The organism is Paenibacillus sp. CH40 (assembly GCF_024213605.1).
Taxonomy (GTDB): domain Bacteria; phylum Bacillota; class Bacilli; order Paenibacillales; family Paenibacillaceae; genus Paenibacillus; species Paenibacillus polymyxa_B.
This window is the reverse complement of record NZ_JANAVQ010000007.1, coordinates 205,582-224,508: the sequence shown is the minus strand read 5'-3', so window position 1 is coordinate 224,508 and position 18,927 is coordinate 205,582. Positions and strand designations below refer to the sequence as shown.

The window sequence follows — 18,927 nt, the reverse complement described above, 5'->3', positions numbered from 1 at the left end:
TGGCTTTCAGTACATTCTACAACAAAAACATGATACAATACAGGCAACTTCCCCTGTTATGAAAGGATGGAACATTAACGATGGATTTGTCTGTACCGTCTCATGCCAACATTGAGTATATGATTGAGGGTATTAAAACCAAGCTTCGTATGGCGAGTGGTGCTGCTATGCAGGCATCCGCTTTCTCGCTGGAGCAATACGAGGACATCTATGATGTCTATGATATGGTGATAAGCAAGCCTAACCTGAGCATTTCAGAGGTTGAAGCTATTGTTTCTGAACTGGGTAGATTGCGTAAGTCCTCCTGAATTAGCTTATAGGAATACAGCTTAGCTGTATTCCAACCTATCATCATGAACAACAGCCTTCATGATAGTGGCCCTGTCAGCGTAAATAAAGCTCGTATTCCCGCTCGTCTCAACAGACGTGCAACGGGATACGAGCTTTATTTTTTCGATTGCATATACGCATTTCCATACACTTCTTCACTCACTCAAGGATGCTTCAAGGCAAATCCGCTAACACCAATTCAGATATATCCTCATTGCCTGTAGCTCGGATCTTTAATGTACAGCTTTTTTGAATTCGCGCGGCATCGCCAGGCCCTAACTGAAAATCCCCATCCTGGCACGTAACTTCCACATGACCGTTAACTACATAGATGTGGGTACGGCGCTCCTCTTGCTGCGGATATTCAAGCTGCTGTCCTTTTTCCAATCTGCTCAGATACAGATTTATATCCTGCGCGATGGATAACGCTCCCTCCACTTCTGAACCAGACACAACAGGCTGAAGCCGATTTAGACGTTCACTGTGCTTGAATCTTTGCACCTGATAAGAAGGCTGAATGCCAGGACTCTCGGGTAAAAACCACATTTGCAAAAAACGAACCGGTCTTTCATCCCCAGTATTTCGCTCTTCATGTTCAATTCCGGTGCCTGCACTCAGAACCTGGATCGAGCCGCTTTTCAAATCCTGCTCATGTCCTAAGCTGTCGCTATGATGCAATTGGCCTTCAATTACATAGGTGACGATTTCCAAATCGTGATGCGGATGTCTTTTGAAGCCTTGCTGCGGTTCAAGCTCGTTATCATTATGGGCTAGCATACAGCCAAAATGGGCATTGCTCGGATCTTCATAATCGGCAAACGAAAAGCTAAACTCACTATGAATCCATCCTTTATTTGAGGTATGTCTTTCTGCCGATGTCACTATTTTAATCATCCTTAACACCTCCATGGATTACAGTTCCGTAAAGCAGCTTTGCTTCGTGATGACTATTCCACTTCCGGCCCTGGCATTACAAACGCTGTGATACGATCCCTTTACCCCGGGCTTATATGCCTCAATCAGCCTGTCGTCTCCGTCGGGTTTTGCTCTTAAGTTCATTATTAGTTAAGTTAATAGTACGAAAAATTGAATCTATCACAGCCATAAGGAGGAGATTTATTACATATGCTATCTCATGAACCCCAACCATCCCGGTTCCTACCAAGCTATTTGCGCCGTAGTCTGTATGCATCTATTATCATGATCGCTGTGTTGCTTCTCATCGCCTACTCTGTGAAGTGGATTGGCACAGCTCCTTTTCTATATTGGGATGAACGCATACAGGATGCCATTTTTCCAGACACAGCAGCTGCTCGCTACCAACTGCTAACCATCGCTATATTCATTACATCTTTAGGTTCACTCCGCATGTCGTTGATCATCGCCCTCGGTGCTGCTACCTTGTGTTGGGTCAGTCTTCGTTCAAAAGCTTATTCCTTTGCGATCCTAAGCAGCTTTACGGCGATGTGGGTGCTGAATACGCTCATCAAGGAAATTTTGCAACGGGAACGCCCGTCACTTCAACATTTGGTTGAAGCCGGGGGTTATAGTTTTCCCAGCGGTCATGCGATGATTTCCATGGGATTTTTCGGAATGATATTTGCCATTTGGGCCATAGAACGAAAGATTCGTGGGCGTTCGCTCTTTCTTCCGTGCGTTCTGGGTGCACTGCTGATTCTCTTGATTGGATTAAGCCGCGTATATCTAGGCGTTCACTTTCCTACAGATATTGTGGGTGGCTATATTGCAGGTATAATTTGGCTGGTGTTTACCGTTCCTGTGATCTATTGGCAAGCGCGCATGCAGCTTCCTTCCACCCCCCACCGGTAAATGTCCGAGACGGCTTTTTGTTTCACTCCGGGTCACGACGTTTATATACGAAGTAAGCAAGGCACAGCAATATCGAAGCTCAGCATTCATCAAAAACGTTATGGTTTTGTGAACTTAGGATAAGGGAGGCGATCCTTGTGTGGGGAATTGTACTAAGTATTGTAATGGCTATTATTATCGGATTGATTGGCGATGCACTGGCTGGTCATGAAATGCCTGGCGGTATTGCGGGCTCTATGATTGCTGGATTTGTAGGAGCTTGGCTAGGTGTCATGCTATTGGGAGACTGGGGCCCGGTCATCGGAGATTTTGCAGTCATTCCAGCCATACTCGGAACCGCATTGTTCGTGTTCTTGCTCGGACTGGTGTCCAGGCTATTAAGAAGGGCTACCTAACATTTATATATATCTTTTATTCTTTAATTCTATAAGAGGAGTGATATAACATGAGTAACATTGACAATCAAAATATGGCAAGTACTTCAGGTTTTGCAAAAGGTTTATTTATTGGAGGTTTGATTGGTGCTGCCGCAGCCCTGCTGTTCGCGCCGAAGCCGGGTCGTGATTTGCGTAGTGATCTGTCTGATAAAATTACAGTTGTCTCTGATAAAACAAAGGACGTGGCATCTGTAGTGAGCAGCAAAGCGACAGATTTGGCCAAAACCGTTTCCACCAAAACAGCAGATGTAGCCAAAACGGTATCCGAGAGCAAAGACAATATCGTATCCAGCGTAACCAAAGCTTCTGCAGATGTCGCTAATGAAGCAGCCAAAGCGGATAAAGAAGTTATGGATGCAACGGCTCAAGCGGCCAAGGATACACAAAAACAATTGAATGCAAATTCCTAATAGCTACACATTCTGATGGCAAAAAAATAAGCCCTACACTGAACAGCCAGCATGCAAGAAGCTGGCTGTTTTTAAATGATAGAAAGGCTGGGATGACAATGAACAAGCCAAATTCCTATGGAGATGATCTTACCGCGAACAACAAAAGAACCTTTCATCCCCTACAGGCTCAAGATCAGCCAGATGAAGTTTCATCCAAGCAGACTTCTTCTACTCATAATCATGTTAAAACACATGATCAGGAGAGAGACTTTGATGTAAATGAGCATCCTTTTGAGCTGCGCCATGAGGTCAAGCGGCTTAACAAACGCTTAGATCAAATAGCAGATACGCTCGAAAGAGCAGAATTCAAAGATATTCTGGAGAACTACTCCAGCACTAAAAGAAGAATTATGAGCAATCTGACCGCAGGCATTGCACGTGGTCTCGGTCTTACGCTGGGTACAGTGGTCATACTCGCCTTGCTCGCTTGGTTGCTCAGTTTCCTGGTGCAATTAAATCTTCCGGTCATCGGAGATTTCATCGCCGAATTATTAGGATATATCAAAATGAGCCAAGGTACTAAGTAATTGTCCCTATCTCATTTAAAAACGATCCATCGTAACCGGTAACAGACTCCTCAAAGAGCCTCCAGTTACGATGGATCGTTTTTTATTTGTAAATTGTAACAGCTGTAGTCAGCCGCTACAATTTGTTGCGCTTGTTAGCCTTCAATAAGTCTCCTGTCCACCCCTTCATCATCAGCCAGCCGTACATTCCCGCCATACTTAGCAATGTGGCAATAATCACGGTGGTAAAACCCCAGCCTGTTTTAATCCAAGGCAGATTTTCAAAGTTCATGCCCCATATAGCGCCCACTACGGTTGCTGGTGTAAATACGGCGGTGACAATGGTGAGCGTCTTCGTAATCTCATTCCCCCTAAATGCGGAAATGGCGTCGTCAATGGAGATCAATGTGTCGATTTCCTTTTCATAATGCAGGAAAAGTCCTTCCATCCGAGTAACACGGTAAAGTAACTGCTTAAAAAAACGATTCTCCTCCAGTTGATCCAGATATGCCTCCCGAGAAGCCGTTACCAACTCTGAAAAAGGAATGAACATATTGCTCCAATACAACAGCTCGAAACGTGCATTCAATATAGAATCCATTAGCGTACGAGCATTCCTTTTCTCCATGTCCTCTTCCAGTCTTCTCAGGTTGATCTCGAACTTATCCATACCTGTATGAAAGTAATGAAGCACGGCTCTCGCCAATACAAACATGCCGTCAGCTGCACCCTCACACTGTTCCAGCATTTTTTGGCGTTCCGCGGTGTGCATAATTTCACGGGTATTTTGATCCAAATTTAGCGTCACTAACTTTTGGTTTAGAACCAGAAAATAAAACTTGTTGCAATTACGCTGACTGTCGATCTCCTCCTGAACGGAGTAGATCAGCGACCCGTACATTAAGGGCTGATTGCCATCTGGAAAGCGCACAGATATAAAGCTGGATGGAATGTCCTCTACCTTGTCCAGCCATTCTGCGGCTTCTGGGAGCTTCTCCTTCAAGTGCTGTATGACCGAATCTTGCCAATTCCCAGCACTGATGTCCCACCATTCCCATCCTCCACGAAAGGAAGAAATCTGTTCAAATGCTGTCATGGATTCCAGCCTTCCTCCCAACCTTTTTCCCTTTATAAAAAGGACACGCTTCCCATATCGGAATAACGTGTCCTTACGATGTGACGTCAAATATGTTAAGCCAAGAATTCCGCGGTCTTCTCATGAAATAGAGGAATTAGACATAATCTGCTTCAGCTTTTCCGTTGCTCGCTTCTGAATACGGGAAACGCTCATCTGCGATACGCCCAACGTCTGTGCAATCGCACGTTGAGATTGACCGTCCTGAAATGCCAGAAGAAGCACCTTTTGTTCCTGCTCCTTCAGTTGGCTTAAAGCCTGCTGCAAATCCATTCGTTTTTCCACAGTGTCATAATCGTTAGCATCCGAGCTAATGAGCTCGCCTAACGTAGCTGCACTCTCTTCCTGGGATAAAGGCGAGTCCAGTGAAACATAGTGATAGCACTCACGGCCAGCCAGCACCTCGATCGTTTCTTCTACGGTAAGATCCAAATAGGTCGCAATCTCATCCACATTGGGTGAGCGTTCCAATTTAACGGTCAGTTCATCAATAGCATGTTGAACAAGCGCACCCTTTTCCTTAATACGGCGAGGAACCTGGATGTACCAGGATTTGTCGCGCAAATAATTTTTCATATGTCCCAACATACTTTTCATAGCATACGGTTCAAATGGGATACCCAAGCTGATATCGTATTGCTGAAGCAGACGTATCAAAGCCATCTGACCGGTCTGATATAAATCCTCGTATAAGTCCGGACGGTTACGGGAGATCTTCCCGGCAGCCATCTTAACCATCGGCTCATACTTGCGGATCAGCACGGTAGCAATCTCGTTATCTTTTGTTTGCTGGTACTCCCAGATTAGACCAACGGCTTCATCCATCGACTCCGGGGGAGTTACCTTTTCATTCATACTCTTTCCTCACTTCTGGTTAGGCGCTTTACCAGCACCACTTCGGTGCCTTTTCCTGTCTCATTCAAGATATGGACATCGTCCATAAGCGCCTGCATGAGATAAAAGCCTAATCCGCCTATCTGCGCATCATTCAACTCCTTGTCATGCAAGGATGCGATACGGGACGGGTCCTCCACACGTTCAAAGCTCTCCCCTTCATCTTTGACACGAATGGACAACGAAGCTTCATCAAATTCAAATGTCACTTCCACGACTCCCCCCTCATGACCATATGCATAAAGGACAGAGTTATTACAGGCTTCCGATACAGCCACTTTCATGTCTTCAATATCCTCATAAGAGAATCCCATTTTCGCGGCAATACCGTATAAATTTAATCTTACAATATCAACAAAGTCAGCAGTTGCCGGCAAATTAAGAACTACTTTTTGAATTTGAGCATTCATTTCTTTTTCTTTCCTTTCCTATTGGGAATTCTCCTGGGGGACAAAGAATTTGGCAATACCGGTCATATCAAACAGCTTTTGAATTTGAGGCGGTACCTCTTGAACAGCAAAGCGAGACTCCATCCCATGCCTTGCTTTTAAAATGGATAACAAGATACCAATACCCGTGCTGTCAATGTATTTAAGGTCTCTCAAGTTAATAATCAAATCTTGGCTGGACTCCCCCACCAAAGGCTCCATCACCAGACGAAAATCAGGTGCTACCGAAAGATCCAACTCTCCACTCAGATAAACGGTATTTACGCCATCGGTTGTTTCTGTAATTGCATTAAATTTCTCATTTTTATTTGTATTCATAGGCCTACTCTCCCGAAAAAAGATTTCCCTACATACTAACCCATTATACGAGCGTTTGAATCACGGTATAACTTTTTAAACACTACCAAATGCCACCATCTAGGCTTCATTGATTTGATCTTTACCCGGCTGCATTGGAAAATGGTCCGGAGAATGCCTTAGCAACGCCTGTTTTACACTGCTGATTTTAACGGGCTTACTAATATAATCGTTCATCCCAGCTTCAATACATCGAGGCTGAATACCCTCCATGACGTTAGCCGTCATGGCGATAATGGCAGGTTGGGATCTTCCCGCCAATTGTTCACGCACTCTACCCGTACACTCCAGACCGTCCATCACAGGCATTTGCAAGTCCATAAAGATATAGTCATAGTCCTGATTCGCCATGACCATATCAAGCGCCTGTTGCCCATCTGCTGCCACATCTGAAGCTAAACCGAGCTTATCCAGTATATTAACCATTAGCTTCTGGTTGATCGGATGGTCATCCACCACCAGTACAGGTTTACGACTTGGAGACTCCTGATGTGGAATTTCCCAATCGTGGCTGGACTCCCCCTCCAGTTCATTTTCCTCAGCAAAGCCAAGCTTCATTGTAAAATGAAACGTCACGCCTTGTTCTCCACTCGTATCTACACGAATATCTCCGCCCATCATATTCACCAAGGTTTTACAAATGGCAAGTCCTAACCCGGTACCACCATATTTACGCGTCATTGAAGAATCCAGTTGGGAAAAGGGCTGAAATAGCCTTCCGACCTTAGCCGAATCAATGCCAATGCCTGTATCCTTCACAGAAAACTCAACGGTAAGTCCATTGTCACTTTGCTCTTTGACAGATGCGAAGACATATACCCCGCCTTGGTCTGTAAATTTGACGGCATTGGATACCAGGTTAATCAATACTTGTCGCAATCGCCCCATATCTCCATATAACACCGGTGGCATCTGTTCATCGAGAAAATAAACCAGCTCCAAATTCTTTCGGTTGACTTCTACCGTAAACAGGCTGAAAACTTCCTTGATACAGGAAACCAGATCAAAAGGATATTCCTCTACCTCCATTTTGCCTGACTCCAGCTTGGTAAAGTCCAGAATATCATTAATGACCGCTACCAGCGCGTCTGCGCTACGACGGATGATATCAGCATATTCCTGCTGATCGGTCTGCAGCTCTGTCTCCATCAGCAGATCAATCATGCCAATAACGCCGTTCATAGGTGTGCGGATCTCATGGCTCATCATTGCCAGAAATTCCGTTTTGGCATTGGCAGCAATCTCTGCTGCCTCCTTGGCGGCAATCAGTTCGCTGTTCATCTTCTCGAGCTCCTGCGTCTTGTGGTGAAGCAGCATGGACTGTGTCTTCAAGCGTTTGTTTGTCAGATACATTTGCACGAAGCCTTCAATTTTAGACTTGAGAATTTGAGGGATGAACGGCTTCACCATATAATCAATACCACCAGCTGAATATCCCGCAAACAAATGCTCCGCTTCCTTGCTGTTAGCTGAAATAAAGATAATCGGAATATCCTTTGTTTTCTCTCTGGCCTTGATTAACTTCGCAGTCTCAATTCCATCCATACCCGGCATCTGCACATCAAGGACTACAAGTGCGAATTCATCTTTTAATAGACATCGCAGCGCTTCTTCCCCGGATGTGGCTTTTACCAGATTATATTGTTCACTCTCCAGCACTGCCTCAAGAGCGAGCAGGTTCTCAGGTCTGTCATCTACCAGCAATATATGAATCGGTTCATGAAGCCCCATGGAATCCTCCTAAGCATCTCTATTTAATCTTCCGGTATATTTTTTCTATCCGGTCCAGCGGCTCGTAGGAATCACTATAATCGGTAAAATGTATGGATTCCTTGGCCCCAAGCACCAACACACCAAAGTGACTCAAGCTATCATAAAACAACCCATGTACATGGTTGCGAAGTTCGTCGTTAAAATAGATCATGACATTCCGGCAAAAAATCACATTGAACTCGTTAAAGGACCGGTCTGTCGCTAAGTTGTGCTCCGCAAAAATAATATTCTTCCGTAAAAAAGGATGAAACATCACTGAATCATACTTGGCTGTATAATATTCAGAGAACGATTGTGTGCCCCCGGACTCCAAATAATTTTTGGTATACAGCTTCATTCGGTCGATCCCGTATACGCCTTCCTTCGCCTGCTGTAAAGACAGGTTATTCATATCCGTCGCATAAATGCGAGCCTTATCATATAAGCCTTCTTCATGCAGCAAGATCGCCATAGAATATACTTCCTCACCAGTGGAACAACCTGCATGCCAGATTCGAATGTACGGATACGTTCGCAAAATAGGAATGATTTTCTGCCTGAATTTCAGAAACAGCTCCGGGTCACGGAACATCTCGGTCACCGGAATGGAAAGGCTTTGTACCAGTCTATCGAAGGCGCTGCGATCATGCAGCACCTTCTCCTGAAGTCCTGATATCGTGCTTACATTCTCGGACTGCGCATGATAATAAACACGCCGCTTAATCGAAGGTAGAGCATAGTTACGAAAATCGTAGCCGTACAGCCGATGTATACCTTCCAGCAACAGCTCAATCTCAATCATTTCTCGCTCAGCGTCGTTCGATTTTATTTCCTTAGCAGCATTATCCGCCATATCCTTAGATGTCATAATCTCTCTCCAATTCGTTAATAGGTTTTGCCTGTGCCGCTCCAATCATGTGTCGATTTATATTACCCATTTTTTTGGGTTACGAATACAACCACACCCGCATTAATGATAAAAGCTGTTCGGTTTGAATCGGTTTTTTTACATAATCGGAAGCGCCTGCCTCAATACACTTGGAACGATCATCCTTCATGGCCTTGGCTGTCAGGGCAATAATAGGCATTTTCTCGAATTGTGGCATTAGCCGGATACGTCGCATCGCTTCATATCCATCCATTTCCGGCATCATCATATCCATCAGCACCAGATCAAAATCAGGTGTCTGTTCCAGCAGTTCCAGTGCTTCTCTTCCATTTTCCGCAAAGGTAACCTCCATACGATAGCTTTCCAGCACACTGGACAGAGCAAATACATTGCGAATATCATCGTCTACCAACAATATTTTTTTACCTTCAAACAGCTCTTCCTTGTTGTATAGCTTCTGCAAAATTTTGCGTTTGTCCTCAGGAAGGTTCGCCTCTACACGATGCAAGAACAACGTTGTTTCGTCCAAAAGCCGTTCCGGCGATTTAACATCCTTAATAATAATAGACTCTGCATATTTACGAAGTTGCGTTTCTTCTTTGCTATCCAGATCTTTGCCTGTATAAATAATGATCGGCAGATCAGTTAGCTGCTCATTCTCTCGAATACGATCCAGCAGTTCAAAACCAGTCATGTCGCTCAGCATCAGATCCAGTACCATGCAGTCATACCGCTGGGTAGCCAGCTCATTTAGTGCTTCCTGACCTGTCGATACCGCCGTAATGGCAACATCATCATGATCGATCAGCTCAATAATGGATTTACGCTGATTATCATCATCTTCAACCACAAGAAGACGTTTGACCATCTGGTCCGTATACGATTTGATATGTGAAAATGCCTTATCCAGACTTTCCTTCGAAGATGGCTTTTTGAGATAGGCAATCGCGCCCATCATCAAGCCCTGCTTCACATCATCTATGACCGAAATAACATGCACTGGAATATGACGTGTCGATGAATTTCCTTTTAGCTCGCCCAAAATGGACCAGCCATCCATCACAGGTAATTGAATATCTAATATAATAGCGTCCGGCAAATAAGACCGAGCCATGTTGAGCCCATCGTCTCCTTGGAGAGCGATCAGGGCCTTAAAGCCCCGACTACGGGCCATATCGTACAAAATATTAGCAAAATTAATATCATCCTCAATAATCAGCAGCACTTTATCCTGCGAGGTAATATCGTTTCGGTCGTCCCCCGGATGTATAATGTCCTCCGCTTTGTTTTTCAAAGGCATCTGATATAATGGCAACCGTTTAGCAGGCATAATCATGGGAAGATCCGTTTCTGCCGAGGCTGCGACATTCTCAAAATCCGAATTCACAACCGTACCGTTAAATTCCTCTCTCGAATGAGAATCCATATCCTCAGCCGTTGGCGTTTGTTCCGGCAAATACAGTGTGAAGCAACTGCCCTGTCCCTGCTCGGATTCCACCGTAATAACGCCGCCCAACAATCTGGAAAGCTCGCGGCTGATCGACAGACCTAGTCCTGTCCCTCCGTACTTCCGGCTGGTTGTACCGTCTACCTGCTGAAAGGCTTCGAAGATCAGATCCGTTTTATCGGAAGCAATCCCAATGCCCGTATCACGCACGGATAGAGCCAGATAGGATCTTCGTGGATTTAGCAGACCAGGAAGCTGCTCTCCGTTTGCCCGGGATACATTGAAACTAATAGAACCTTCCGTGGTGAACTTAAACGCATTGGACAGCAAATTACGTAAAATTTGTTTGAGACGATAACCGTCACTGATAATGGCATCAGGCAGGTTCTCTTCGATTTCGGTATGCAGTTGAAGCTCACGTTGGGCTGCGACCGGAGCAAAATTCTGCTCCACAAACAGTTCCAGTTCCTTCAAGTGGACCGCTTCATGGTTAATATCCATTTTTCCAGCGTCCACTTTGGATAAATCCAGAATTTCATCAATCATTTTCAACAAATCGGCGCCTGACATATAAATGGTTTGTGCATATTCCACTTGCTTTGGCTTGAGATTGCCTTCCTTGTTCTCAGACAAAAGCTGAGAAAGAATAAGCAAGCTATTTAGCGGAGTACGCAGCTCATGAGACATATTGGCCAAAAACTCGGATTTGTATTTGCTTGTGATTCCTAGCTGCATTGCCTGTTGCTCCAACTGAGCTCGTGCACGTTCGATCTCGTCGTTCTTTTCTTCCACTTCTCGAACCTGTTCTTCTAGCGCTCTCGTTTTGGCAATCAGTTCAGTATTAAAATGCTCCAATTCTTCTTGTTGACGTTGTAACAATTCCTCTGAACGCTTGAGTTCTTCTGTTTGCTCCTCCAAATTTTCGTTGGAGCGCTTGAGTTCCTCTTGCTGAGTTTGTAGTTCCTCGGATTGGCATTGCAATTCCTCAGTAAGTGCCTGAGATTCGCGCAGCAATTGCTCTACACGCATCCGTCCCTTGATGTTGTTCAGAATGATCCCCAAGCTCTCTACTAATTGAGCAAACAGCTTCGTTTCCAGATCACTGAAGCGATCCAGTGACGCTATTTCTACAGCACCGATACACTCATCCTCGAACAAAATAGGAAAAATCATAATTCCCACGGGCTTACTTTCTCCTAAGGCAGAGCCTATGGACAAATATCCGTCAGGAGCCTCTGTAATCAAGATCGGCTTACGATCCAGAACACATTGTCCGAGCAAGCCTTCGCCCACATGGATAACGTCCCTAATCGAATTTTCGCCAGTCACCTTTGCATAGGAGCCGTATAACTTAAAACGGGTATCTTCTACATCTTTCCCTTGCAAATAGATGGCTCCATAGCTGCCTCCCAAGATGGGCGTAAACTCACTAATGAACATCTGAGCAACCTGCTCCAGTGAATTCACACCACGGAACAGCTCAGTTACCCGAGCAGTATTGGCATTAAGCCAAGTTTGATCCTTCTGCGTTTGAAGGACGGAATGCTCGAATCTCCGCTTTTCTTCCAAGTCTCCGGCCATTTGTTGAAATACACGAGCGACCTCCCCGATTTCATCCTTGGAAGAAACACTCATTCGGCTAATGGCCCTGTATTTTCCCTTGCCAAAACCATTAATCATGAGATTAACGATATTTAGACCTTTGGCAATGCTTGGGAGCACCCACAAAATAACCAGTAAGCCCATGATCAGACCGGCGGCCATCAGAATTGTGGTAATCTGCACAGATTCCTCATAAGCCTGATTGGCTTGCTTCATGTCGTTATCAATCTCCCGATCCTGAAAAACGGCAAGGGCATTAATGCTATCCATTGCCTCCTCTTGAGCAGGCAAACCAGTACTATTGCGGAAAGCGTTAGCCTCATCAATGCGATCTTGTCCCAGTAAGGAAACTAACCTTTGCTCGTAACTTAGAAATTCATTCCAGGCGACGGCTACCCGATCAACCTGCTGCTGCTCTTCACTGGTGCCTGAATTTGTTTGCAAACTTGCCAGCACTTTCGTTCCAGTAGCAGAAATATCATCAAGCTCACGTTTGGCCTCGCCGACGGAGGAGCCCGGATTTAAAATCAGGTTGGCCATAACTTTAGCCATATCATTCACCTGACCGCGAATAGCCGTTGTTTTCCGGACCTTCACATATCGGTCCTGGTAAACCTGATTCAGCTGCTCATTCAGGTTCCCCATACGGTCATAGCTGATTAGCGTCAGCACAAGGAGGATCGCCATAAGCGATCCAAAGCCGATCAGCAGTTTATTTCTGATTTTCATGCAAGCTCTCTCCCTCTTTCAATGAAATCCAGATCAGGCACTTATCATCATCGCGATCCTGTGGCGTCTCATTACGAAAAAATGCATCCAGCATCGCTTCTTCGTTCCATTCCTCATACTTACGTAGACACTCAGTCAGATACTCCAACTGCTCCTCATATTCACCTTCCACCGCTTCCAGCAAGCCATCCGTATACAAAGCGATATGTCCAGTTCCTTCATAATGAATCGTGTGCATTTCTGCATCAATCTTATCAAACAAACCAACCGGGCTACATGCACGGTCAAATTTGGTAATGCTGCCATCCTGGTTGAACAGCAAACCGGGAGGATGTCCCGCATTTACATAGTCAATTCGCCGTGAACGGGTATCAATCACCATATAAATCGCCGTAAAATAATACTGTACCAGCTGCTTGCCCAGATCCAGTTGGTTAAAACGACGATTCAGCTCTTGTATGACTTTCTCAGGCTCCACATATGTGGTCACCGTATCCTTAAGTACAGACGCAATGAACATGCAGAACAACGAGGAAGAAATGCCATGCCCCATCATATCAAGCAAAATGATGGCATATCGCCCCTCCCCTAACGGATACCATGAATATAAATCCCCTGCCAGTTCAAAGGAAGGCTGATAGAGCGCATTCACTTGCAGCACTGGGTCCTGGATGGCAGGACTAAGCACCGCCTGCTGCACCATCGCGGCCAGCTTCAACTCATCCTGAATTCGCTGATCCCGATCCTTATGCCAATCCTTCTCCTGTTTGAGACGCAAGGCAGACCGGATTCGCGCCATGAGCTCTACCTTGTTGATCGGCTTCGTGACGTAATCGACGGCTCCCACATCTAGAGCTTCGGCCAATTTTTTGGAATCGCCTACCGCCGTTACCATAATAATCGGGATATCTTTTAAATGCTCATATTCCTGCACAATACTGCAAGCTTCAATGCCGTCCATTTCAGGCATCATCATATCCAACAGCACCAGATCAATATCTGAAGGACGGGGTCGAAGACTAATGGTACGGTCGCCGATTCCCAGATGCTCCAACATTTCTGCGGCCGAGCTAGCAGAGATCACATCCCGATAATTTTCTTTTTTCAGTATTTCACGAATAATAATGACATTCGTCGGGTTATCGTCAACAATTAGAATTCTCATTGGCCTCTCCTTATCTGTAACTCATGTATTATACTATACCTGCTTATACGGCAACACCCTTGTTGATTGGAAGTAGTGTTTCCGTAAGAAGGCATTCCAAAAACATAGATAAGGAATGAGGCTAAAACCCCATTCCTTATCTATGTTTTTGGAGGACCCGCGAAACACTTGTGGTGCGGTCAACTTCCTCTTTTTCGAATCTAATGTCACTCAGCTTTTATGGTGAACAGCAATATCACGCTTTTTTAGCAATGACCAGCACTTTACCCTGATCCAGTTCTTTTTCATAAAAGTCAGCTTCGGTATCTGTAAATCCCAAAGAAGTAATTTTAGCGCGAAGCTCATCGCCACGGGAACGGAACAAGTTGGCTAATGAATCGAAAACGCCCTCTTCCTTAATCCCGATTTCCTTGGCATCCACCGTATCGGCAATACGATCTGTCCGATCCTGATCATGAGCGAGCACGAACACATCCTCATAACGATAGCCCGTGTTACGCAACTCATTTACTGCTTCAACGGCTTGTACACCGTTATCTACCACTTTGGCATAAGATTTATGATTGGTCTGATTCATGTTTCTCACGCTCCTTTAAGGATTGACTTCTCTGACTATTACACTTCACATATTCATTTGAAACTTCCATGTTATGTCACGCCTCAAAAAAATCGATTACCACTCCGTTTCATCAAAAAACTCAACATACTTAGGTTTATCAGACGTCTCATCCATAAACACTTTGATTGCACGTTGTCCGCGTACATAGACCTCTCCGTCTTCCGCCGTGAATTGAGAGCCACCCAGCGCCTGATCCAGCGTCTTCCGTTGCAGCGGCAGCCACTTATCATTTACCTTGATTCGACCAGCAGCAGGATCTACATGCACATAAGAAACGACGTCCTCACGCATACCTACGACAACATCTGGATATTGGTATTCTGTAGAAAGCAGCAGCATATCCTTTTTGACTCGTTGTGGCTTACCCAGTTTTTTTAATACATCCGCACGGGTATCATCCAGAGATATGCCATTTAAGGTATGAAAATCTGCTGGTACAGCATGTGGAGCGGGTATCGTCTGCACAGTCCTAGCCATATGCCCCGCTGTTTGCGGGGAAACGGTTTGCTGAACCGTATCCTGTCCGGAAAAGGGAGTGAGCAAACCAGCAGCTAGTAATAACGTCTTCATCATAAATCTCACCCTTTCAATGAATTTCCTGTAGTTTACGGTTCAGCCACTATGCTACTGACGCATTTTCTGCCACACTCCAGCAGCGATGTCTACATAACCCAACCAGTTTTTACCCGGTTTGGCCGCAGGCTCCTCATAAGTCGCATTGTAGCTCTGAACCGTCCGCTCCGTTGCGGTCAAAGGTCTATTCGGTGTCGTTGCCTTGATCGCGTGATCTGTTCTGGAAGTATTACTCGCAGCGCTATGCGATTTCTGAAACCGTGTCATTAACGCTGTTGAAGCCTGCTTGGCAGCCAGCGTCACTTCACTGAGTACCTCTCCCAAGTTTCTAACCGATTCCATCACTGGCTCCACTTGCTTCAATTTATGATCAACGTCTGCGGTGATGTCATTCGCATGTCGAACCGTTTGTTTTACTTCATAACTCAGTTCATCTATCGTTTTTTGTACATCCTGCAAGGTTTGAGTCACCTTATCCAGAGAGCCTTGTGCTGCTTTTAACGTTTTGATGAGGAAAATAACGAGAACTGCAAATGCGATAGCAATAATAAAAATGCTGACCTGTGTTAACATAGCGTAACCTCTCTTTCGTCTTTCACGATGATGTTTATGATTACTGCATAGTTACCCTTTAGATTCAGACACGAAACAACGTCCAAGCTGGCTTCTTCTCCGCTCCAAACGTTATGATTCACGGACTCTCGCACCGTTTAAAACACCATATAATGATGGCACAGCCACGAATAATCTATAGAAGTCATTGTCATCTGCAACCACGCTCTATCGGAGCGTGAGTATGCCACATTATATACAATTAAAGGAGGATACAGAACATGCTAAAATGGTCCGCTTTATTCTTAATTTTTGCTGTGATCGCCGGGATCTTAGGTTTTTTTGGTATCGTCGTGTCCATAGCTGCTACAATCGCTAAAATATTATTTGTGATATTTCTGGTATTGTTCGTCATTTCACTCTTTACCGGAAGAAAACGGGTTTCATAATTATCGGATGCTAGCTGCACAAGAGCAATATTCTAAATGTTTATAAAAAAAGGATGTTCCCACCCTGGTTAACAGGGCTGTGGAACATCCTTTTTTGATGTAGCTTTTTAACAGTTAGCAGCGCTCTATTGAATCACGCTGCCCCCAAACAGGAAACGATCCTGCCAAGGCTTACTGAAATCCGTAACTTTTACACCGCCACCCGCTACAGAAAACGTATGGAGAAGCTTGTTGTCTCCCAAATATACAGCTACGTGTGTAATCGTTTGGGAGGAATTATCCAAGGACGTGTACGCCCCGGAAGATGCATTATAATTTGTAAAGAAGAGCAAATCGCCACGCTTCAGCGTAGTCATGTCCGTATTCGGCTGACTGTTTTGCTTGATCCACTCACCCTGTGAACGAGAATCTGCCGGAAGCTGGATACCTACAGCCTGACGGAAAATTTGACGGGTAAATGCCGAGCAATCAAAAGTAGCCGTACTGTTGCGATCTGAACCATATTCATATGGAGTTCCGAGATAAGTCATCCCCGTGTTAATAACCTGCTCTATTGCAGCCGCTGCATCACCGGAAAACATGTTCATAGTTGACACAGGAGAGGCTGCCGCAGGTATTGCGGTAGTATCAGGAGTGGTTGTCACCGGAGCAGACACAGGCTGCTGCACAACAACGCCCTCACCAATACGAATATACTGTGGAGACGAGCTGACGTAGCCCACCGTACCATCAGCATTGGTAACCTTGAACCAATAAGCATTACTTGGGTCGGTAATCGTAACGACATCCCCTGCATTCAAATAGCCCAAAACCTCGGAAGAAGTGGATGCCTCCGCCCGCAAACGAACGGACGTTTGAATCGTGGCTTTCGTTTGACCGGCAGAACTATTCACTGAGGCCACTGCCTCTTTAGCTGAAACATTTTTAACTGACTCTGTGGCTTCCGATTTACGAGTGGTAGACGGGGTGACAGCAGCAGCGACGCTGGTAGCGCCAATTTTTATGTACTTGTCGGAGCTGCTAGTGTATCCGGTTACTCCATCAGAAGTCTTGATCTTATACCAATAGCTGTTGGTTTTCTCCAATACCGTTACGGCCTCTCCCTGCTTCATAAAGCTGACTACATCCCCTGTAGTCGAAGGACCGGATCTAAGCTTTACAGCCGCCTGAATAACCGCCTTCTGTCCTGTGGATGCTGTTGATGCCGCTGCGTCAACCTGACCCGGCGCCACATGAATTGCTGCCAACAGCGCGGCTGACGTCATGAGCATTCCCATCACGCGTCTTCTCAATGTTGCACCTCCTGGCTGTTTTTACGAATTTGAAGAGCATATCCAATTCCGACGAATATAGCCGGACATGCCTTCATTATAGTAAAAGCAGCAGGAAGAGAGATATAATCCAAACGTCACAAAAGGAAGCGTATACGCCTTTTGCATATAGGTCTAAAGTCACTTTTAATACTAACTATTTAATAATTAATCTATAATTTGGGTTCTACATGGACATGGACATGTATCGTGTTATGAACCTCTTGCAGGCGTTCCTCAATCCGGTCGCTGATCCGATGCCCTTCAATCAGGCTGAGTTGCGGATCTACCTCAATGACCACATCCACCAGCGCATGATTGCCGTGTACACGTGCCTTAACGTCCCGAATCCCCTCTACTCCAGGTATACAGGCAATCGTACTCCGTAAGTCAGACAGCTCTTGCTCATCAAATCCATCGGTCAAGCTGTGCGTGGAATCCTTAAAAATATCCCACGCTGTTTTACATATGATGAATCCTACCGCGATCGCAGCTACAGTATCCAGCCAGGGTAGCCCGAACTGTGCGCCGATAATGCCAACTGCTGCCCCAACACTGACAAGTGCATCCGATAGATTATCCTTGGCCGCTGCCAGCAAAGCCTTATTATTAATTTGCCGTGCCAGTCTGTTATTGTAAAGGTACACTCCCAGCATAATCACCGCACAAATCACAGCTACACCCGCGGAGGTGATATCCGGTATTTGCTTTCCGCCCTTAAAAATGCTCCCGATCCCATCAATAAGCACCTGCAAACCGACGACAGCCATAATAAAGGACGCCAGCAGCGCCGCGATCGTTTCTGCCCGAAAATGTCCATAGGCATGGTCAGAGTCCGGTGGTTTTTGGGAAATTCTCAGCCCTACCAGTACAGCAACCGACACTACAATATCGGTGACATTATTGAAGCCATCCGCCCGCAACGCGCTAGAAGCAAATATATATCCGCTAATCAGCTTAAAGGCGGACAGCAAGAGATAAGCAGCAATGCTTACCCACGCCCCACGCTCACCTTTTCGTATTTCTTCATAGACATTTACCACAACGTAGGACACTCCTTCAAATATATAGTTTCCAGCAGAACGATCTCACCGGGCCCAAAATAAAAATAGCAGAATCGCTGCCCTGAATAATAACAATTTGTCTTTGGTTGACTGTTATTTTCAGGATAGCAGACGAACTTTGTGTGGGTCTAGAGAAACAGTCTTTCCGCTCTGCATCGCTGTAGTAACAACGAAAAAGTATTGCCAGACCCCATTCCTGTAGGTTACACAAAACATTTTTTCCTTCACACAAAAAACAGATGTTTTCTCTTCCACCCCACCCAAGATGTGTGTTATCATTGTTGCCCTTGTCCCTTCTTTTAAAAACGTATAAAATGAGGACACAGCCGCGTTTTTCTTCAATCCAGCATGATTGACATGAATCTGGCGGCAACAGGAGGAATTTA

The 18,927-nt window shown here is 45.3% G+C and carries 20 protein-coding genes; 6 read left to right on the top strand and 14 right to left on the bottom strand.

Annotated elements, in window-relative coordinates:
• Positions 1 to 80: 80 nt before the first annotated feature.
• Positions 81 to 308, top strand: a complete 228-nt coding sequence (locus NLX73_RS19855; protein ID WP_254327105.1) for a DUF1128 domain-containing protein — start codon at positions 81 to 83, stop codon at positions 306 to 308.
• A 196-nt stretch (positions 309 to 504) separates the two neighbouring features.
• On the opposite strand, the gene NLX73_RS19850 is transcribed toward NLX73_RS19855, so the two are convergent.
• The gene (locus NLX73_RS19850; RefSeq protein WP_254327104.1) at positions 505 to 1,224 is read right to left on the bottom strand and encodes a pirin family protein; all 720 of its coding nucleotides are present in this window, start codon (positions 1,222 to 1,224) and stop codon (positions 505 to 507) included.
• A 231-nt stretch (positions 1,225 to 1,455) separates the two neighbouring features.
• Here NLX73_RS19850 and NLX73_RS19845 point away from each other — a divergent pair, with 231 nt between their 5' ends.
• The 4 genes from NLX73_RS19845 (at position 1,456) to NLX73_RS19830 (ending at position 3,576) form a co-directional block, all read left to right on the top strand.
• On the top strand, positions 1,456 to 2,160 hold the full coding sequence (locus NLX73_RS19845; protein WP_254327103.1) for a phosphatase PAP2 family protein: 705 nt from the start codon (positions 1,456 to 1,458) through the stop codon (positions 2,158 to 2,160).
• Between the two features lie 137 nt (positions 2,161 to 2,297).
• Entirely contained in the window at positions 2,298 to 2,555 is a 258-nt protein-coding gene (locus tag NLX73_RS19840; RefSeq protein ID WP_013311925.1) for a GlsB/YeaQ/YmgE family stress response membrane protein, read from the top strand.
• Positions 2,556 to 2,605: 50 nt separating this feature from the next.
• Positions 2,606 to 3,007, top strand: coding sequence for a YtxH domain-containing protein (locus NLX73_RS19835; RefSeq protein ID WP_023990268.1), 402 nt, complete (start codon positions 2,606 to 2,608; stop codon positions 3,005 to 3,007).
• A 92-nt stretch (positions 3,008 to 3,099) separates the two neighbouring features.
• Complete coding sequence (locus tag NLX73_RS19830; protein ID WP_165179367.1) at positions 3,100 to 3,576, top strand: DUF5665 domain-containing protein; 477 nt, start codon at positions 3,100 to 3,102, stop codon at positions 3,574 to 3,576.
• Between the two features lie 115 nt (positions 3,577 to 3,691).
• Here NLX73_RS19830 and NLX73_RS19825 read toward each other — a convergent pair whose 3' ends face one another.
• From NLX73_RS19825 to NLX73_RS19775, 11 genes are all read right to left on the bottom strand, one after another.
• Positions 3,692 to 4,651, bottom strand: a complete 960-nt coding sequence (locus tag NLX73_RS19825) for a magnesium transporter CorA family protein (RefSeq protein ID WP_254327102.1) — start codon at positions 4,649 to 4,651, stop codon at positions 3,692 to 3,694.
• Positions 4,652 to 4,771: 120 nt separating this feature from the next.
• Entirely contained in the window at positions 4,772 to 5,545 is a 774-nt protein-coding gene (locus NLX73_RS19820) for a sigma-70 family RNA polymerase sigma factor (protein WP_013311929.1), read from the bottom strand.
• The gene (rsbW, locus tag NLX73_RS19815) at positions 5,542 to 5,994 is read right to left on the bottom strand and encodes an anti-sigma B factor RsbW (RefSeq protein ID WP_061831463.1); all 453 of its coding nucleotides are present in this window, start codon (positions 5,992 to 5,994) and stop codon (positions 5,542 to 5,544) included. The genes NLX73_RS19820 and rsbW overlap by 4 nt, the downstream gene beginning before the upstream one ends.
• Positions 5,995 to 6,012: 18 nt before the next feature.
• Entirely contained in the window at positions 6,013 to 6,351 is a 339-nt protein-coding gene (locus NLX73_RS19810) for an STAS domain-containing protein (protein ID WP_023990272.1), read from the bottom strand.
• Positions 6,352 to 6,450: 99 nt separating this feature from the next.
• Positions 6,451 to 8,121, bottom strand: a complete 1,671-nt coding sequence (locus NLX73_RS19805) for a response regulator (protein WP_254327101.1) — start codon at positions 8,119 to 8,121, stop codon at positions 6,451 to 6,453.
• A gap of 19 nt (positions 8,122 to 8,140) precedes the next feature.
• Positions 8,141 to 9,010, bottom strand: a complete 870-nt coding sequence (locus NLX73_RS19800; RefSeq protein WP_254327100.1) for a CheR family methyltransferase — start codon at positions 9,008 to 9,010, stop codon at positions 8,141 to 8,143.
• Between the two features lie 79 nt (positions 9,011 to 9,089).
• On the bottom strand, positions 9,090 to 12,809 hold the full coding sequence (locus NLX73_RS19795) for a response regulator (RefSeq protein WP_254327099.1): 3,720 nt from the start codon (positions 12,807 to 12,809) through the stop codon (positions 9,090 to 9,092).
• Entirely contained in the window at positions 12,793 to 13,974 is a 1,182-nt protein-coding gene (locus tag NLX73_RS19790; protein WP_190297954.1) for a PP2C family protein-serine/threonine phosphatase, read from the bottom strand. The genes NLX73_RS19795 and NLX73_RS19790 overlap by 17 nt, the downstream gene beginning before the upstream one ends.
• 235 nt (positions 13,975 to 14,209) lie before the next feature.
• A complete protein-coding gene (locus NLX73_RS19785) occupies positions 14,210 to 14,551 on the bottom strand; it encodes a YflT domain-containing protein (RefSeq protein ID WP_023990277.1) in 342 nt (113 codons plus the stop codon).
• A 96-nt stretch (positions 14,552 to 14,647) separates the two neighbouring features.
• The gene (locus NLX73_RS19780; RefSeq protein WP_254327098.1) at positions 14,648 to 15,166 is read right to left on the bottom strand and encodes a hypothetical protein; all 519 of its coding nucleotides are present in this window, start codon (positions 15,164 to 15,166) and stop codon (positions 14,648 to 14,650) included.
• A 51-nt stretch (positions 15,167 to 15,217) separates the two neighbouring features.
• Positions 15,218 to 15,739: a DUF948 domain-containing protein gene (locus NLX73_RS19775; protein ID WP_069290384.1), complete on the bottom strand. Its 522-nt coding sequence runs from the start codon at positions 15,737 to 15,739 to the stop codon at positions 15,218 to 15,220.
• 260 nt (positions 15,740 to 15,999) lie between these two features.
• On the opposite strand from NLX73_RS19775, the gene NLX73_RS19770 reads away from it, so the two are divergent.
• Positions 16,000 to 16,167 carry a DUF1328 domain-containing protein gene (locus tag NLX73_RS19770; protein WP_028541846.1) on the top strand — a complete coding sequence of 56 codons (168 nt, stop codon included), beginning with the start codon at positions 16,000 to 16,002 and terminating at the stop codon, positions 16,165 to 16,167.
• Positions 16,168 to 16,292: 125 nt separating this feature from the next.
• On the opposite strand, the gene NLX73_RS19765 is transcribed toward NLX73_RS19770, so the two are convergent.
• Both NLX73_RS19765 and NLX73_RS19760 read right to left on the bottom strand, forming a co-directional pair.
• Positions 16,293 to 17,459, bottom strand: a complete 1,167-nt coding sequence (locus tag NLX73_RS19765) for a C40 family peptidase (protein WP_254327097.1) — start codon at positions 17,457 to 17,459, stop codon at positions 16,293 to 16,295.
• Positions 17,460 to 17,650: 191 nt separating this feature from the next.
• Positions 17,651 to 18,520 (bottom strand): cation diffusion facilitator family transporter, encoded by an 870-nt coding sequence (locus tag NLX73_RS19760; RefSeq protein WP_254327096.1) that lies wholly within the window; start codon positions 18,518 to 18,520, stop codon positions 17,651 to 17,653.
• Positions 18,521 to 18,927: the final 407 nt, after the last annotated feature.

Coding starts and splice junctions, on each gene's coding strand:
- NLX73_RS19855 (WP_254327105.1), top strand. CDS start 81: ATGGATTTGTCTGTACCGTCTCATGCCAACATTGAGTATATGATTGAG.
- NLX73_RS19850 (WP_254327104.1), bottom strand. CDS start 1,224: ATGATTAAAATAGTGACATCGGCAGAAAGACATACCTCAAATAAAGGA.
- NLX73_RS19845 (WP_254327103.1), top strand. CDS start 1,456: ATGCTATCTCATGAACCCCAACCATCCCGGTTCCTACCAAGCTATTTG.
- NLX73_RS19835 (WP_023990268.1), top strand. CDS start 2,606: ATGAGTAACATTGACAATCAAAATATGGCAAGTACTTCAGGTTTTGCA.
- NLX73_RS19830 (WP_165179367.1), top strand. CDS start 3,100: ATGACAATGAACAAGCCAAATTCCTATGGAGATGATCTTACCGCGAAC.
- NLX73_RS19825 (WP_254327102.1), bottom strand. CDS start 4,651: ATGACAGCATTTGAACAGATTTCTTCCTTTCGTGGAGGATGGGAATGG.
- NLX73_RS19820 (WP_013311929.1), bottom strand. CDS start 5,545: ATGAATGAAAAGGTAACTCCCCCGGAGTCGATGGATGAAGCCGTTGGT.
- rsbW (WP_061831463.1), bottom strand. CDS start 5,994: ATGAATGCTCAAATTCAAAAAGTAGTTCTTAATTTGCCGGCAACTGCT.
- NLX73_RS19810 (WP_023990272.1), bottom strand. CDS start 6,351: ATGAATACAAATAAAAATGAGAAATTTAATGCAATTACAGAAACAACC.
- NLX73_RS19805 (WP_254327101.1), bottom strand. CDS start 8,121: ATGGGGCTTCATGAACCGATTCATATATTGCTGGTAGATGACAGACCT.
- NLX73_RS19800 (WP_254327100.1), bottom strand. CDS start 9,010: ATGACATCTAAGGATATGGCGGATAATGCTGCTAAGGAAATAAAATCG.
- NLX73_RS19795 (WP_254327099.1), bottom strand. CDS start 12,809: ATGAAAATCAGAAATAAACTGCTGATCGGCTTTGGATCGCTTATGGCG.
- NLX73_RS19790 (WP_190297954.1), bottom strand. CDS start 13,974: ATGAGAATTCTAATTGTTGACGATAACCCGACGAATGTCATTATTATT.
- NLX73_RS19785 (WP_023990277.1), bottom strand. CDS start 14,551: ATGAATCAGACCAATCATAAATCTTATGCCAAAGTGGTAGATAACGGT.
- NLX73_RS19780 (WP_254327098.1), bottom strand. CDS start 15,166: ATGATGAAGACGTTATTACTAGCTGCTGGTTTGCTCACTCCCTTTTCC.
- NLX73_RS19775 (WP_069290384.1), bottom strand. CDS start 15,739: ATGTTAACACAGGTCAGCATTTTTATTATTGCTATCGCATTTGCAGTT.
- NLX73_RS19770 (WP_028541846.1), top strand. CDS start 16,000: ATGCTAAAATGGTCCGCTTTATTCTTAATTTTTGCTGTGATCGCCGGG.